Origin of the sequence: Enterobacter sp. FB (assembly GCF_000805795.1) — a bacterium.
GTDB classification, from domain to species: domain Bacteria; phylum Pseudomonadota; class Gammaproteobacteria; order Enterobacterales; family Enterobacteriaceae; genus Enterobacter; species Enterobacter roggenkampii.
Window position 1 is genome coordinate 58541 of sequence record NZ_JSZC01000013.1, and the last position, 15564, is coordinate 74104.

Genomic DNA, 15564 nt, shown 5'->3' on the forward strand with positions numbered 1-15564 from the left:
CCCTGGAAATTTTTTCGTAGCAAAACGTAGAGGTCAGAGCTATGCGTAATATTCAACAGGTTTTAGAGCGCTGGGGTGGCTGGGCTGCCGATAGCAATACCGCGGTGAGCTGGGCTCCAATAGCGGCGGGATTTAAAGGGCTGGTGGTCAGCAGTTCGTCCAGCAGGCTGAGTTGCTGCGATGACGACGGGCTGGTTATCGATGCCTGCGTCTGTCGCCTGCAGCAGGTCCGCAAGCCTGAGGAACTGGACGTCATCATGCTGTACTACGTCTACGGGTTGACCAAGCGCGAGATAGGGCGGCGGCGTCGCTGTTCTGAGGGATTTATCCGCCAGCAGTTGCAGGTAGCAGAGGGATTCATAGAGGGGTGTCTCTGCATGCTTGGCGTGAGCCTTCAGATGGATCCTGAGGTCGAAATTCAAAGGGATGAAAAAAGTATTAGTGCGCTACGCAAAAACTGCGCTACGCTGGTATGAGTTGAATTTCTGACCTCAACGAAGAGGCTCCCGCGAGGGGGCCTTTTTTCTTACCCAGTTCAGGGGAAAAGTTAATAAAACAGGGCTTTCGCTGCGAAAAAACGCTATGCAATTTGCACCCTGTTTTATGCACGATTTATTCACTTGTTTTTGTCGGTTTCAGTCCGCTTAATCCGCGTAAATAAGCCGTTCGCCGCGAATATGGGGCGAGTGCTGTTTGGCCGGTGCGGGTAACGGTCATTATGTTAAATCAGGCCGTTTTTTAACAAATTATGGGGGTTGGGATGGATGCGGCAATCATCTGCGCTTCAGGCCCCTCTCTCACTATCGCTGACTGCGCTGCGGCATGCCGTTCTGGCCTCCCGGTCATCGCGGTTAACTCATCATGGCGCGCGGCACCGGGTTGTACTCACATCTACGCGGGCGACCTGCGCTGGTGGGATATGAACATCCCCGCACTACCTGATGGGCCTGAGCGCTGGACATGCAACCGCAGGGCGCACACCAGGCATGGTCTGAACCTGTTCCCGACTGATACCACTGGCACCTTCAATTCAGGGCAGAGGGCCATCCTGTTCGCCCACTGGCTGGGTGCAAAGCGCATCATCCTGCTGGGCTTCGACTGCTCGATCTCAAATGGCAGCCACTGGCACGGGGACCACACCTGTCTGGATAACCCGACAGCAGCGAACGTGAAGCGCTGGCACGGTGAGTTTGCTCGCGTCGCGCAGCTGCTTATCGGGAAGGTCAATATCACCAACAGCAGCCGTCAGACGGCGCTTAACTGCTTTCGGCGTCAGTCACTCGACGAGGCGCTACGCGAGGTCACATGCAAAATGTACCCCTTTTCATAGAGGGCATGCTGGGGATGGGCGACAACATCTACCAGCGTGCTTTCGTCCGCCAGCTGCCAGCTGGCTCGTTTATCAAAACGCCCTGGCCGGAGCTGTACGAGGATTTACCCGTTCGCCCGGTGCGCAGCAACACGACGCTGAGAACTCAGCGGAAGAACGAGCACCGCACGCAATCGGTATTCCACCCGCTGCCAGATATGCGCCAGACAAAGCGCATTTTCTACGGGCCAGACCATCTGCGGCGCGGGTCGATATTCGACGCAATGCGCCAGCAGTTCGGCACGGAGCCAGCAGAGCTGGATCTCCCTTCCTTCGGCCCTGCGGAGTTTACGCACGAAAAGCCGATTGCGGTCATCCGCCCGGCTACCGTCCGATCAGAATGGCGCAGCGATTCGCGCAATCCGGACCCTGATTACCTGCTGAAGGCTTCCCGCATCCTGCGTAAGCATTTCTGCGTGATCAGCGTGGCCGATTTGCAGGACGGCGAGGAATGGGCCGTCGGCGAGCTGCCAGAAGCTGATCTGCGGCTTCATGGTGGTGAGCTTGGTTTCAAATCGCTGATGCGCCTTGTTGAGCATGCTGCTGTGGTGGTAACGCCTGTTGGCTGGGCGCTGCCCGCAGCGATTGCCTACAAAACACCTGTCTACGTTGTAGCGGGCGGGCGTGGCGGCCACAACGCCCCGGAAATCGTTACCGATCCGGCGATGGACCTGTCGCGGGTTGGCTGGGCCATCCCTGACAACTACTGCCGCTGTGAAGAGTGGGACCACCACTGCGACAAGCGGATCTCCCATTTCACTAACAAATTAGAGGCCTGGCTCCATGAAGTCGTTTTATCAGGAACTGGAACGCGGGCTGGTGTTTCTGCCTGAGCTGGGGATCGGTCGATTTCCGGTACCGCCAGCAAGGCCGTATAACTCGCAATATTTTGCAAAGTATCAGGCTTATGCCGATACGGAGACCGGGCATGCGCTGACGCAGGCGCGTATCGATCTTGTAGCTCGCCATTACCGCGGTCTGGTACTCGATGTGGGAATCGGGGCCGGACAGTTCGTGTCCACGCGAGCGGAAACGGTGGGCTACGACGTCAACCCTGCTGGGGTTTCCTGGCTGAAGGATAACGGATGTTTCGTTGATCTCTACGCTGAAGGCGCTCCAGCGCTGACGTTCTGGGATAGCCTGGAGCACATCGACGACCCGGTTTGCGCAGTTCAGCAGGCCGGACAGTTCGTGTTTGTCTCTATCCCGATTTTCAAAGATGCCGAAGACATTCTGGCATCACACCACTACAAGAAAGATGAGCATATCTGGTACTTCACCGATGAGGGCTTGCGGCGCTGGTTTGCGGAGCAGGGCTTCGAATGTGTGGAGCACAACGAGATCGAGTGCGAGCTCGGGCGCAAAGGGGTTGGTACTTACGCTTTCAGGCGTTTCTGAGTTGACCCTCATTTTGCCCGCTTCGGCGGGCGCTTTTTTACATCACAGCACCCCGACCCCGGAGGTGTGGAATGCAACGTATGAACCCAACAAATGGACATGACCTGCCGTACTGGTGGTCAGCTGCTTTAGGGTTGTTCTCTTTGCTTAGCCTGCAGGATTACGTATTTATTATCGGTGCCCTCGTATCGGCGTTTTTCACGATAAAAACCTATTACGCAAAACGCAAAGAAGAGCGTGAGCGTATGGCAGAGGAAAGAAAAAGAACTCAGCTGCTGGCGAACTATCTATCTGATGTAGGTAAAAAACCCCACTCCGATCGTCCGGCTGCAGCCGAGGTTGTAACGGAGGCTATGCGGAGAATTTCCAGTGGCACAATTGAAACTGAGTAAGAAAAGCGGAGCGACCGGGATTGTTTGCTCAGTCGCTACGATTATCGCAATAGTGGTCAATGCGGGGCACGTTCGAACCAATGAACGTGGTCTGGAGCTAATCGGGAATGCAGAATCTTGCCGACGTGACCCGTATGTCTGCCCGGCAGGTGTGCTGACTGATGGCATGGGTAATACGCATGGCGTGAAGCCCGGCACCGTTAAGTCAGATCAGCAGATCGCAGCCGAGTGGGAACGCAACATCCTTGATGCCGAATCCTGCGTTAACCGCTACGGGAATGGACGTAAGCTGTCCGACAATACTTTCTCGGCAGCTGTATCAGTAACGTTTCGTGCTGGCTGCGGGAATATGCGCACCTCCACGATGTTCTCTCTTCTAAGAAGTGGAGACATCACGGCGGCATGCAACCAGTTCCCTCGCTGGGTATGGGGTGGCGGCAAGATTCTTCCTGGGCTGGTTACTCGTGCCGGCAAAGAAGAAGCACTCTGTCTGGATGGACTGAAATGATCACCATAGCCGATATCAAAGCCTCATGGCGTCTGATACTGCTGGTGGCCGTTATTGCTGTAGTCGCCGTGCTGTGTGTCCTGCTGTCAAACAGCCGCTCTGACGTTGCTACGCTGAAGAGTGATAATGATGTTCTGCGCAGTGATAACACCCTACAGGAGACGGTTATCGCTGCACAGGCTTTCAACTTCAACCGGTTTAACCAGGTTGCCGAAAACGCCAGCCGATTAAACTCACTGATTGATGCCAGCTCCGATAAAACCGTTATCGAGTATCGGGAGATCCTCCGCCGTGAAAAAACCTGTGATCTGCCTGTTCCTGCTGATGTCGCTGGTGGGCTGCTCAGCTACGCGAACAGTTTACGTGCCAGCGCAATGCACGCCGATCCCGGGGACGCTGACGCAGCCAGTGATAGCGCCACTACCACCAGCGCGCTGACGTATTGCCAGGCTGTTCTCTGGATCAAGCCGCTGCTGGCCGCCATCGAAAAAGCGAATAACCAGCTGGCGGGCATCCGTCAAATCGAGCAGGACAGGCAATAGCATTACAGAAGCTCTTCACTGAGGGGCTTCGATAATGACCTGACACATGGAAAAACAAATGACTAAGAAGCTGAAAGCGAAGCACGAGGTGTTTTGCCGCGAGTTTCTTGTCGATCTGAATGCCACCCAAGCCGTCATTCGTGCGGGGTACTCCGCTAAGCGAGCGCATGTTACAGGTGCTGAGCTTTACGGTAGACCAGAAATACGCGCCCGCATCAACGAGCTAAAGCAGGAACGTATCGACCAGTTGGGCATCGACGCGAATTATGTGCTGATGCGGCTAGTGGAGATCGACAAGCTCGATGTGGCCGACATCCTCGAAGACGATTTAAGCGTTAAGCCGCTCTCTGAGTGGCCGGAGTCCTGGCGTCGGTACCTCAGCGGGTTCAATCTCGCGGAAATGTTTGAGGGCCGTGGGGATGATCGAGAGATGGTTGGCATTCTCAAAAAGATTAAGTGGCCCGACAAGGTCAAAAACCTTGAGCTGCTTGGTCGCCACGTCTCTATTCAGGCGTTTAAAGACAATGTTAAGAGCGAGATAACCGGCGCTGATGGTGGTCCAGTCAGAACTGAAACAACCAACTTAACGCCAGAGCAAGCCGCAGAGGCGTATAAAAAAATGATGGGTTAGATATGCCTTTACCGTTTCCTTTTGATTTCAAAAAACCTGACTACGTGCAGGTTTTCGAATGGCGAATGGAGCGACTGGAGAGGATCCGCAAAGACCCCGCCATGCTGGCAACCCTGAAGCAGTTTTATCGTACCAATCCAGCCCAGTTCATCATTGACTGGGGGATGACGACCGACCCGCGTAACCTCGACTACGGCCTGCCGGTGACCATTCCTTTTTTGCTCTTCCCAAAACAGGAAGAGTGGATCCACTGGATTATGGAACGCTGGGGCAATCGGGAGAACGGGATAACGGAAAAATCCCGTGAAATGGGGCTCAGCTGGACGGCGATAGGGATGGCCTGCTCACTCTGTCTCTTCAACAAAGAGATGGTGATCGGTTTCGGCTCCCGTAAAGAGGAATATGTCGACAGTACTGGCGATCCTAAAGCGTTGCTCTGGAAAGCGAGAAAGTTTATCGAAACGCTGCCCGTTGAGTTTCGTGGTGGCTGGAATGAGAAGAAAGACTCGCGGTTTATGCAGGTAGAGTTCCCGGAAACCGGGGCCATTATCAAAGGTGAGGCTGGCGATAACATTGGCCGTGGTGACCGTACCACACTTTATCTGGTGGATGAGTCTGCTTTCCTTTTGCGCCCGCAACTGATTGACGCAGCGCTGTCGCAAACGACCCGCTGCCGTATTGACCTCTCCTCCGTTAACGGGATGGGTAACCCTTTCGCTCAGAAACGCCACGGCGGCAAAATCCCCGTGTTTACATTCCATTGGCGCAGCGACCCTCGCAAGGACGATGAGTGGTACCGCAACGAATGCGATAAAATCGATAATCCGGTGGTCGTGGCGCAAGAACTGGACCTGAATTATGCCGCATCGGCGGAAGGTGTCCTCATCCCCGCTGAATGGGTGCAGGCGGCTATTGATGCCCATATCAAACTGGGTATCAAACCGACAGGCAGACGCCAGGGGGCTCTGGACATTGCTGACGAGGGGCGGGACAAAAACTCTTATTCAGCCCGGTATGGTTTCCTGCTGGAAGATGTCCAGGAATGGTCTGGCAAGGGTAGCGATATCTTCTCTACCGTCGAGCGCGCTTTCGGGCTTTGCGATGCGGCTGCCGTCGAAGAACTACGTTTCGATGAAGATGGCCTCGGGGCTGGCGCGCGCGGTGATGCCCGCGTTATTAACGAACAGCGCAGAGCAAATCGCCGCCCAGCTATTCTCGCAACGCCGTTCCGCGGTAGCGGCTCGGTGTTTGATCCAGATGGAGAAGCGGTACCGGGGGATAACGCCCGGGCTGCTCGGCTGAATAAGGATTTCTTTGCAAATGCCAAAGCGCAGAGCTGGTGGCATTTACGCAAGCTGTTCCGTAACTCCTACCGCGCGGTGGTAGAGGGCAAACCCTACAACCCCGACGAAATTATCTCGTTATCCAGCAGCATTGCCTGCCTGGACAAACTCATCACAGAACTATCGCAACCGACGTTCTCCATCAATGGCGTCGGCAAGATGGTTATTGATAAACAGCCCGACGGTACCAAATCGCCGAACAACGCTGACTCAGTGATGATCAATTATGCGCCGATGAATGCGGCACTGAATATCTGGGAAAGGCTCGGGAGACAGGCTTAATGGCAAAATCAAAGCAGGCTGGCCAGCGTAAAGCAGTTGCTACCGCTGACAGCTATGAAAACTTTGCCGCCCGGGTAGGGATGCAGACGCCTAACCAGCATGCAGCGTCTACGTATCGGGCAAATTTTACCAGCCGCAACCGGCTGCTGGTGGAATGGGCATACCGCTCGTCGTGGATCGTCGGTGAGGCTGTTGATGCCATCCCCGACGACATGACCCGCAAGGGTATTCGCATCACCTCTGAAATCGATGCGAAAGATAGGGGCGTTATTGAGTCTCAGTTTGATGACCTGCAGCTGTGGGACGCGCTCAACGATGTCCTGAAATGGTCGCGGCTCTACGGCGGTGCGGTTGGCTTCATCATGATCGAAGGTCAGGCACCGATGACACCGCTCCGACTGGAGACCATCGGCAAAGGCAAATTTAAGGGCATCCTGCCGCTGGACCGCTGGATGATCAACCCGGTACTGACCCGTCGCATCAAAGAGATGGGGCCGGACCTGGGTAAACCTGAATTTTATGATGTGGTGACCACTGCAACGGGCATTCCCGCCTGGCGTATACACCATAGCCGCCTTGTTCGCTTCGATGGTGTCACGCTTCCCTTCCAACAGAAGATGACCGAGAACGAATGGGGGATGTCGGTTGTCGAGCGTATCTGGGACCGGCTCACCGTCTTTGATAGCGCCACTATGGGGGCTGGCCAGCTTGTCTACAAAGCACACCTGCGTACCTATGGCGTGGAGAAACTCCGTGAGTTGATCGCCTTTGGCGGCCCGGCCTACGATGCGCTGCTGAAGCAAATCGACCTGATCCGGCAGTTCCAGAGTAACGAGGGGATGACTCTCAAAGATAACAGCGACACCTTCGAAACCCATCAGTACAGCTTCGCAGGCCTGGACGATATTCTTGCTCAGTTCGCCGAGCAGATCAGCGGAGCGGTAGGTATCCCGCTGGTACGCCTGTTTGGTCAGTCTCCGAAGGGCTTTTCCACTGGCGATGCAGACCTGGCGAACTATTACGACCGGGTGAGCTCGTTGCAGGAGCGCCGGTTGCGGCAGCCGTTACGACGGATTATCGACATCATCTACCGTTCAGAGCTTGAGCAAGCCCTACCGGATGATTTCACGTTCGAGTTTAACCCTCTCTGGCAGATGTCTGATGTGGACCGTTCAACTGTGGCCGTCAATACCACCGCGGCATTAGTCAACGCGCGGGACGCTGGCCTTATGACGACGAAAGCCGCGATGACTGACCTGCGTGAGAACTCTGATGTAACAGGTATCGGTGCATCCATAACCGACGAGGATATCGAGAATGCCGAAGACGAAGCGCCTCCAGGCATCGGCGAACTTGAAAACCCGAAGCCAGAACCGACAAGCGGAGATCCGATATCGAACCAGCCTACGCAAGATAGCGCGGACGGTCGGCGACATCGTAAATGGTCGCTACGATGGTTCAAACGATAGCATCACCGAAATTATGGATGCGCTGGAACGTTATAGCGAAATCATAACGCCCTGGGCGACTAAAGTGGCGGAGTCATTCACCGCGGACCTCACCCGGCAGAACGACAAAGTGTGGCGGCAGCACAGCAAGAACATCAGTCGCGAGCTCCGCAATCTGGTGGAAAGCGCCCCGGTTGGCCAGGTGATGCAGTCCATCATCGCGGAGCAGGTGAAATACATCAAATCTCTGCCTCTCGAGGCCGCAGACAGAGTGTACGACATCCAGAACAAAGCGATAGAGGCCGTGGTCACTGGCGGCCGGGCGGAGCAGTTCGCTAAAGAAATTGCATCCACTGGCGATGTTGCAAAGTCCAGGGCCGATCTGATTGCCCGAACGGAACTGGGAAGAGCAACGGGTGCGCTGGATATGACCCGAGCGATGGCTATTGGTTCTATCGGGTATATCTGGCGAACGGCAGATGATGGCGATGTCAGACATTCGCATGCGGAGATGGAAGGCAAATTTGTTGAGTGGGGCAAGCCTCCAACGCTGGACGGCATGACCGGCCATGCGGGCGAGCTGCCAAACTGCCGCTGCTATAAAGAGATCGTGTTTGCTCGCGTTCCATTCGCAATGAAAAGGGCAGCATAACCCATGAAATACTTTTTTGAGACCAGGCTCGGGGAAACCCGATACCGCCTGGCGGATGGCTCATTGCTTTGCAAAGACGTGCCCGTAGCACGAACCGGAAAGCAACTCTACGGCGCAGCCGACCTACCCAACCTTATTCCTGATTCCTTTGGCGAAATTGTTGTCAGTCGCTCGCCAGAGCATGTCTTTGACCCGGCAACCCTGGCGTCTTTCGAGGGTATGAGTATCACCGTTCTCCACCCGGAGGACAAAAACGGCAATGTGCAGCTGGTCAACCCTGCGAACTGGAAAGAGCTCGCGGTGGGCCACCTGCAGAATGTTCGTCGTGGGACAGGTGAACAGTCCGATCTGATGATTGCCGACATCATTATCAAAGACGAATACGCCATTCAGATGGTCGAAGACGGCCTCCGACAGGTGTCGTGTGGTTACGACGCGGAGTACGAACAGACCGAGCCAGGTAAAGCCGAGCAGGTAGAAATTACAGGTAACCATGTGGCTCTTGTCCCCAAGGGCAGAGCCGGAAATCGTTGTGCAATTGGAGACAGAGACACAATGGCAAATCAAAAGAAAAACTGGTGGACACGCATGCGCGCTGCCATCAAAACCGGGGATGCCGACACCATGAACGAATTGGTGGAGTCGGCTCCAGCATCGGTTACAGGTGATGAAGGGGATTTGCCGCAGGGCGTAAATCTCAATATCAACCTGTCGCCACAACACCCTCTACCGGATAAAGATCCTGAAATGGGGGGCACGAAAACAGGAGATGGCGACGATGATGTCGTTACGCTGCTGAAAGCGCTGCTGGCTAAACTGAGCGCAGCTCCTACGGGCGACAATGATAATCCGGATGATAAAAAAGGTCCTACCGTCGACGGTGAAGACGACGAAGAGGAAGCCGTGATTACTGGCGACTCAGCGTATCGCGCCGAAGTTATTCTGCCAGGCGTCGATCTGAGTCGTAAGATGAAGCCTACAGCGTTCAAACGCGAAGTTTTGTCCACCGCCGACAAGAAGTTGGTTCGTCAGGTTGTCGGCGATGCCGATATTCGCAAGCTGCCGAAACAGTCGGTAGAAATGGCTTTCAATGCGGTTTCCGAGCTGGCAAAAGGCCGCAATACGCGCACCGCAACGGGCGATTCCTCCCGCACTACGATCACCACTCCTAACATTTCCGACCTGAATAAAGCTAACGCTGATTTCTGGGCTAAAAAAGGATAATTCACGATGACTGCATATCTGTACCGGATGCCCGTAGGCATCGCCGGGGCGATTTCACGCCCTCAGGATCTGACCACCGAGCCGGTCATCCTAAAATCCGCTGACGCCTTCCCAGCCTATGGTCTGGCAGGCAAATACGATGCGGATGGTTATTTTGTCCCGCTTGATGACGGCGATACTGCTGACAAAGTGAAGGGCATTTATGTGCGTCCGTATCCAACGACCTCTACACCGGATATGGTCCGTCAGGTTGGCACTGACAAAAACTTCCCGGGTGATGCGCTGAAGCGCGGCTATATGACCATCAACCTGGGTAATGATGCGACCACCATTAAAAAAGGCGCTCCGGTGTACGTCGTGATTTCTCTCGACTCCACCATTGATGTGCCGCTTGGCGGTTTCTCAGCAGCGAACATCGCCGGAAAGACAGTAGCTCTTCCGAATGCTGAGTTCACCGGTGCTGGCGATGCCGACGGCAACGCTGAAATCTCCTGGAAGATTTAAGGAATAAATAACATGCCAATGATTACTTTTGACCAGGCGACGGTAGACGGCTCTGGTGCCTTTCTTGTCGGCGAACTGGAGCGTCTTGACCAGGGATTAAACCTGCCGCTGGTGGGATACACCTGGACCCGCGATATCCAGCTGCGTGAAGACGTCTCTATCGCAGATGACATTTCCAGCTGGACTAACACCAGCTTTGGCGCTGCCGGTACTGGTGCGAATCCGAACGGTAAAAACTGGGTTGGCAAAGACTCCACCGCCATTGCTGGGGTGAACGTCGATATCGGCAAAGACGGCAATCCGCTGAACCTGTGGGGTATGGAATTAGGCTGGACTGTTATCGAACTGAAAGCCGCTGAACAGGTTGGTCGCCCAATCGATACCCAGAAATATGAAGGTATGCAGCTCAAGTGGCAGATGGACAACGACGAGCAAGTTTATGTCGGTGATTCCTCGCTGAACTTGAAAGGGCTGGCAACGTTAAACGGCATCCCAGTAAATAACGCGGCCAAAACGTGGGCGCTGTCTACTCCGGATGAAATCCGTGCCAGCATTAACCAGGTGCTGTCGGATGCCTGGGCTGCCTCAGGCTATTCAATGGTACCCCGCGATCTGCTAATTCCGCCGGAGCAGTTTGCTCTGCTGTCCAGCATCATCGTGTCTTCAGCAGGTAACCAGTCCCTGCTTACTTACCTCCAGACCAACACCATTAGCTATCACCAGAATGGCGTTCCGCTGAACATCCGCGCGGTTAAGTGGCTGAAAGGTCGTGGTGTTGGCGGCAAGGATCGCATGGTTGCCTACACCAACGATAAGAAATACGTCCGCTATCCGCTGGTACCGCTGCAGAGTGTGCCCGTGCAGTACCGCGGTCTGTATCAGATTGTCACCTACTACGGCAAGCTGGGTGCTATCGAACCTGTGTATAAAGAAACGCTGTCCTACGTGGACGGTATCTGATAACCAGAATGGCCCCTTTTATGGGGCCTGAAGGACTTTCCAAATGGCAAAAGAAAAACTGGTTTCGATCCTTGTCCATACCCCTTTCAAGTTGACGCTGGCGGATGGCACGGCGACCGAATATACCAAAGGTCTCCACGACGTACCGGAAGAGCATGCCGGACATTGGTTTACCCAGGCTCATGCGGAGTTGACGGACCGGGTTAACGCTGACGATGGCGAAGATCTGCAGAAGCTTAAGGAAGCACTGGCCCAACGCGATGAGCAACTTAAGGCGAACCAGGACACAATCGACGCCCTGAATTTGCAGATTGAAGACCTTAACGCGCAACTGGCGGCATCGCTGATCGGCGGTGAAGGGGGCAAAAATGCCGAAAAACCAATCTCTGCCAACCGTAAGTGATTTTCGGCGTGACTTTCCCCAGTTTGCTGACCCCGTTAAATACCCTGAACCACAAATCCAGTTCCGTCTGAATCTAGCTGATATACAGCTGATTGGTGAAGGTACGACTGGAAAGCAGCTCTTTCCGTATTTTGCTGAGCTGTATGTCGCGCATTACATGGTGCTCTGGGCTGCTGATAGCCGGGCAATGCTCGCTGGCGGCCCGGGAGGTTCAACTAATGGGGTCCAGTCCTCTAAGTCAGTGGATAAGGTTAGTGTTAGTTATGACACTGGCGCGACGCTTAACCCTGATGCTGGGTTCTGGAATAACAGCCGTTATGGTGCAGAACTGTATCAGCTAATCACCATGTTTGGCGCAGGCGGTCGCCAGCTATGAAAAGCGGCGTAACGATTCGTGCCGATAACGCTCAGGCTATTCTGGATGCGCTCAAGTCGCTAACCAAAAAGGATGTGCTGGTCGGTATCCCTTCGGAAGACAGTGAGCGTGATGATGTTCCGTTTGGCAATGCCGGGATCGGTTACGTCAACGAATACGGCTCACCGGCGCAAAACATCCCCCCACGACCGCACCTGGTCCCCGGTGTTAAATCGGTAGAAGAACAGACGGTGCCGCAGCTCAAAGCAGCGGCGCAGACTGCGCTTGATGGTAATGCGGATGGCGCTGAAAGAGCTCTCAACCAGGCGGGTACGCTGGCTGCTAACGGTGTCAGGCGTTACATGACCATTACCGGTTTTACGCCGCTTGCTGATAGCACCGTTGAAGCACGCGCGCGTCGCGGGCGTAAAGGGGCGAAAGCGGAGCTTGGCCGCCGCGCTGCTGGCGAGCCCCCCGGAACCGATCTGGTGAAACCGCTAATCGACACCGGGCAGTACCGCAGAGCCATTACCCACGTTGTGAGGGATAAAGATGCCGACTCTTGATGTAACAGATGTGCTTTTTGACCCCGATTTTTGCGACTTCAACCTGTGGGTAACGCGTCGCGCACAAAAGGTGGACGAGGACGGGATCGGCAGCGACAGCGAAGTTAAAACGCAGTTTGCAGGGGTTGTTACCGTTGACCGCTCTCTTGAAAACCGCCGCATGCAGGCCGGGCAGGTTATCAGCGGGGCGATTTTAATCGTGACGACTGAGCGACTCACGCAGGGGCAGACTGGCCGTGATGCCGACATCGTGACGTATCAGAACCGGGATTATCGTGTGACGTTCGTCGACCCGTATACCGCTTACGGTGCTGGCTTCGTCCAGGCACATTGCGAATTACTGCCGTTTGATGGGGGTACTCCCGTTGAGCAATAACACCAGCACAGAGCGCGGCTGGCTGACACCTACCAGCGGCGATCCGGATTATGACGAAGCGCTAGATAGGCTGTTAAGCCAGTGGATGCGCAACGTTTCCGGCTTGCCTGCTGGGATGGTTCGCCCGCGCTGGCAGAAAGATCAGCCGCCACTGCTGCCTGTTGAAACGAACTGGTGCGCGTTTGGCATCATCGAATGGCCCATTGATAACAGCCCCGCATTCACTCAACAGACCGATACCGGAACACAGCTCTGGCGGCATGAGGATTTTGTCGCTATGGCGTCGTTCTACGGCCCGGGGGGGATGCAAATTGCTTCGCGATTCCGTGACGGAATATCGGTTGAGCAAAACAACGCCGAGCTGAACCAGTCGGATCTCTCGCTCGTTGACTATGGCGATATTGTCCCTTTCCCCGAGCTTATTAACCAACAGTGGGTGCGCCGTTACGACATGAAAGTGCGGCTGCGCCGGAAAGTGGTTCGAGAGTACAACATCCTGGCGCTGCAAGATGCGCCCGTTTCATTCTTCGGAGAGTAAATTATGCCGCAGGGATTACCTGTATCTAACGTCGTTAATGTCGACGTGATCATTGGGCCGCGTGCGGCTACTGGTCGAAACTTTGGTTCGCTGCTCATTCTCGGGAGCTCAACGGTTATCCCGGTTTCTGAGCGCATTCGCCTCTACTCATCCCCGGAAGATATCGGCACAGATTTCGGCGTGGATAGCCCGGAATATGAAGCCGCTACGGTGTATTTCTCACAGTCACCGAAACCTCAGCAGGTGTATGTCGGTCGCTGGGCTAAAACGCTGGTATCGGCTGAAAGCGGTTCGACGGAAACGTTACTGCAGGCGGTGAACGCCGTTCTGAATTACACGAGCTGGTACGGTTTGGGCGTAGCCGATGATGAAGAGATCGACGATGCCGACTGGCTGAGTGTGGCCGCCGCGATTGAAGCTTCCAGCCTCAGTCGAATTCTGGCAATTACCACTCAAGACCCGGAAGCGATTAACACGACATCCACAACCGATCTCGCCTATAAGCTGAAGGCGGCAAAATACGGTCGCACGTTTGTGCAGTATTCCGCCAGCAGCAAGTACGCCGCGCTTTCTGCGTTTGGCCGGGCGTTTACGGTGAATTTCAACGGCAGTAACACGACCATTACCCTGAAATTTAAGCAGGAGCCGGTTATCACCTACGAGACACTGGATCTCAGCCAGGCTAAGGCGCTGGATACCAAAAACTGTAACGTCTACGTGTACTACGAAAACGATACGGCCATCCTGCAGCAGGGCGTCATGTCCAGCGGCGATTTCTTCGATGAGCGCCACGGGCTCGACTGGCTGCAGAACTACGTTCAAACCAACCTGTATAACCTGCTCTACACCAGCACAACCAAAGTCCCACAGACTGATGCGGGTGTTACGCGCCTCCTTTCTAACGTTGAGAAATCAATGGATCAGTCCGTCACGAACGGGCTGGTGGCTGCTGGCGTATGGAACGGTGGCCCGATTGGGCAGTTGGATTCCGGCGACACGCTGACAAAAGGCTATTACGTCTACGCGCAGCCGATTTCCGAGCAGGCGCAGGCAGACCGTGAAGCACGTAAGGCACCGGTTATTCAGGTGGCCTGTAAGCTGGCGGGTGCGGTTCATTTCGCTGATGTGCAGATCAACGTCGTTCGCTAAGGAGAACATGAATGGCTACTTATTCTTTTATGGACGTCACGGCGTCCCTCTCCGGCCCGACCGGCGAGATTGATCTGGGCTACGGTTCCGCCAGTTCAGAGGAGGGGATCACTGTTGCAATGGGCGGCCCCAAAAATACCATGACCATCGGCGCTGACGGCGAAGTGATGCACAGCCTGCACGCTGATAAAAGCGGCACGGTAACCGTCAACCTGCTGAAGACCTCGCCGACAAACAAAAAGCTGTCGCTGGCGTACAACGCGCAGAGTCAGTCCTCAGGCACCTGGGGAAACAACGTCATTGTGATCCGAAACAAGGTGAGCGGAGACATTATCACGGCGCGCAGCGTGGCTTTCCAGAAACAGCCGGATAACGCCAACGCTAAAGCCGGTAATACGATGCCCTGGGTGTTTGACTGCGGCAAAATCGACCAGGTTCTCGGAGAGTTTTAACAGATGGAATGCTCAATCAAAGGCCACGATTACCGCGTGGCAAAACTCAGCGTTTTTGACCAGCTGAAAGTGACCCGCAAACTGCTGCCGGTGCTGGCGGGCATGATGTCAGATTTCGGGAACATTCGCTCCCTGCTGCCTGCTGATGGCAAAATCGACACCGTGAAATTCGATCAGCTGAAACCGGTGTTTGAAACCCTGCTCCCGCGTATCGCTGAGGAACTGTCTTCCCTGACCGAAGAAGACACCAACGCGATTATTCATCCGTGCCTGGCCGTGGTATCACGCAAGCACATGGATGGATGGACGCCGGTATTCAACAGCGGTCAGCTGATGTTCGATGATATCGACCTGCTGACCATGCTGCAGCTGGTGGCGCGGGTGGTCGCCGACTCACTGGGAAATTTTTTGCCCGTGAGCCCTACCAGCGCGACGCCGGGCCAGCCTCAGGGTTAACCCTCAACAGCCTGCC

Annotated in this window: 22 protein-coding genes; all 22 read left to right on the forward strand. The window is 54.9% G+C overall.

Annotated elements, in window-relative coordinates; genetic code table 11:
- Positions 1–41 precede the first annotated feature (41 nt).
- The 22 genes from PI91_RS07070 (at position 42) to PI91_RS07175 (ending at position 15548) form a co-directional block, all read left to right on the forward strand.
- Positions 42–476: an antiterminator Q family protein gene (locus PI91_RS07070; RefSeq protein ID WP_039265760.1), complete on the forward strand. Its 435-nt coding sequence runs from the start codon at positions 42–44 to the stop codon at positions 474–476.
- 284 nt (positions 477–760) lie between these two features.
- On the forward strand, positions 761–1330 hold the full coding sequence (locus PI91_RS07075; RefSeq protein WP_052232713.1) for a hypothetical protein: 570 nt from the start codon (positions 761–763) through the stop codon (positions 1328–1330).
- Positions 1306–2202, forward strand: a complete 897-nt coding sequence (locus PI91_RS07080) for a hypothetical protein (RefSeq protein ID WP_052232714.1) — start codon at positions 1306–1308, stop codon at positions 2200–2202. Before PI91_RS07075 ends, PI91_RS07080 begins: the two co-directional genes overlap by 25 nt.
- Positions 2153–2767 (forward strand): methyltransferase domain-containing protein, encoded by a 615-nt coding sequence (locus PI91_RS07085; RefSeq protein ID WP_039265761.1) that lies wholly within the window; start codon positions 2153–2155, stop codon positions 2765–2767. The genes PI91_RS07080 and PI91_RS07085 overlap by 50 nt, the downstream gene beginning before the upstream one ends.
- 71 nt (positions 2768–2838) lie before the next feature.
- Complete coding sequence (locus PI91_RS07090; RefSeq protein ID WP_039265763.1) at positions 2839–3159, forward strand: hypothetical protein; 321 nt, start codon at positions 2839–2841, stop codon at positions 3157–3159.
- Positions 3137–3667 (forward strand): lysozyme, encoded by a 531-nt coding sequence (locus PI91_RS07095; protein ID WP_039265765.1) that lies wholly within the window; start codon positions 3137–3139, stop codon positions 3665–3667. The genes PI91_RS07090 and PI91_RS07095 overlap by 23 nt, the downstream gene beginning before the upstream one ends.
- Positions 3664–4209, forward strand: coding sequence for a hypothetical protein (locus tag PI91_RS07100; protein WP_052232715.1), 546 nt, complete (start codon positions 3664–3666; stop codon positions 4207–4209). The genes PI91_RS07095 and PI91_RS07100 overlap by 4 nt, the downstream gene beginning before the upstream one ends.
- A gap of 58 nt (positions 4210–4267) precedes the next feature.
- A complete protein-coding gene (locus PI91_RS07105) occupies positions 4268–4840 on the forward strand; it encodes a terminase small subunit (RefSeq protein ID WP_039265766.1) in 573 nt (190 codons plus the stop codon).
- A gap of 2 nt (positions 4841–4842) precedes the next feature.
- On the forward strand, positions 4843–6465 hold the full coding sequence (locus PI91_RS07110) for a hypothetical protein (RefSeq protein WP_039265768.1): 1623 nt from the start codon (positions 4843–4845) through the stop codon (positions 6463–6465).
- A complete protein-coding gene (locus PI91_RS07115) occupies positions 6465–7934 on the forward strand; it encodes a DUF1073 domain-containing protein (RefSeq protein WP_039265769.1) in 1470 nt (489 codons plus the stop codon). Before PI91_RS07110 ends, PI91_RS07115 begins: the two co-directional genes overlap by 1 nt.
- A 13-nt stretch (positions 7935–7947) precedes the next feature.
- Positions 7948–8565, forward strand: coding sequence for a phage minor head protein (locus PI91_RS07120; RefSeq protein WP_039265770.1), 618 nt, complete (start codon positions 7948–7950; stop codon positions 8563–8565).
- A gap of 3 nt (positions 8566–8568) precedes the next feature.
- Positions 8569–9789: a DUF2213 domain-containing protein gene (locus PI91_RS07125; protein ID WP_039265771.1), complete on the forward strand. Its 1221-nt coding sequence runs from the start codon at positions 8569–8571 to the stop codon at positions 9787–9789.
- 6 nt (positions 9790–9795) lie between these two features.
- Positions 9796–10293: a hypothetical protein gene (locus PI91_RS07130; protein ID WP_039265773.1), complete on the forward strand. Its 498-nt coding sequence runs from the start codon at positions 9796–9798 to the stop codon at positions 10291–10293.
- An 18-nt stretch (positions 10294–10311) separates the two neighbouring features.
- Entirely contained in the window at positions 10312–11253 is a 942-nt protein-coding gene (locus PI91_RS07135; protein WP_082142177.1) for a DUF2184 domain-containing protein, read from the forward strand.
- 43 nt (positions 11254–11296) lie between these two features.
- The gene (locus PI91_RS07140; protein ID WP_039265775.1) at positions 11297–11656 is read left to right on the forward strand and encodes a hypothetical protein; all 360 of its coding nucleotides are present in this window, start codon (positions 11297–11299) and stop codon (positions 11654–11656) included.
- Positions 11622–12032 (forward strand): DUF4054 domain-containing protein, encoded by a 411-nt coding sequence (locus tag PI91_RS07145; protein WP_039265776.1) that lies wholly within the window; start codon positions 11622–11624, stop codon positions 12030–12032. The genes PI91_RS07140 and PI91_RS07145 overlap by 35 nt, the downstream gene beginning before the upstream one ends.
- Complete coding sequence (locus PI91_RS07150; protein ID WP_039265779.1) at positions 12029–12577, forward strand: hypothetical protein; 549 nt, start codon at positions 12029–12031, stop codon at positions 12575–12577. The genes PI91_RS07145 and PI91_RS07150 overlap by 4 nt, the downstream gene beginning before the upstream one ends.
- Positions 12564–12953: a hypothetical protein gene (locus tag PI91_RS07155; protein WP_039265781.1), complete on the forward strand. Its 390-nt coding sequence runs from the start codon at positions 12564–12566 to the stop codon at positions 12951–12953. Before PI91_RS07150 ends, PI91_RS07155 begins: the two co-directional genes overlap by 14 nt.
- Positions 12928–13491, forward strand: coding sequence for a hypothetical protein (locus tag PI91_RS07160; RefSeq protein WP_039265782.1), 564 nt, complete (start codon positions 12928–12930; stop codon positions 13489–13491). Before PI91_RS07155 ends, PI91_RS07160 begins: the two co-directional genes overlap by 26 nt.
- A gap of 3 nt (positions 13492–13494) precedes the next feature.
- Positions 13495–14640, forward strand: a complete 1146-nt coding sequence (locus tag PI91_RS07165) for a DUF3383 family protein (RefSeq protein ID WP_039265783.1) — start codon at positions 13495–13497, stop codon at positions 14638–14640.
- 11 nt (positions 14641–14651) lie between these two features.
- On the forward strand, positions 14652–15092 hold the full coding sequence (locus PI91_RS07170; protein WP_000257260.1) for a DUF3277 family protein: 441 nt from the start codon (positions 14652–14654) through the stop codon (positions 15090–15092).
- 3 nt (positions 15093–15095) lie between these two features.
- Positions 15096–15548 (forward strand): phage tail assembly chaperone, encoded by a 453-nt coding sequence (locus tag PI91_RS07175; protein WP_039265785.1) that lies wholly within the window; start codon positions 15096–15098, stop codon positions 15546–15548.
- Positions 15549–15564: the final 16 nt, after the last annotated feature.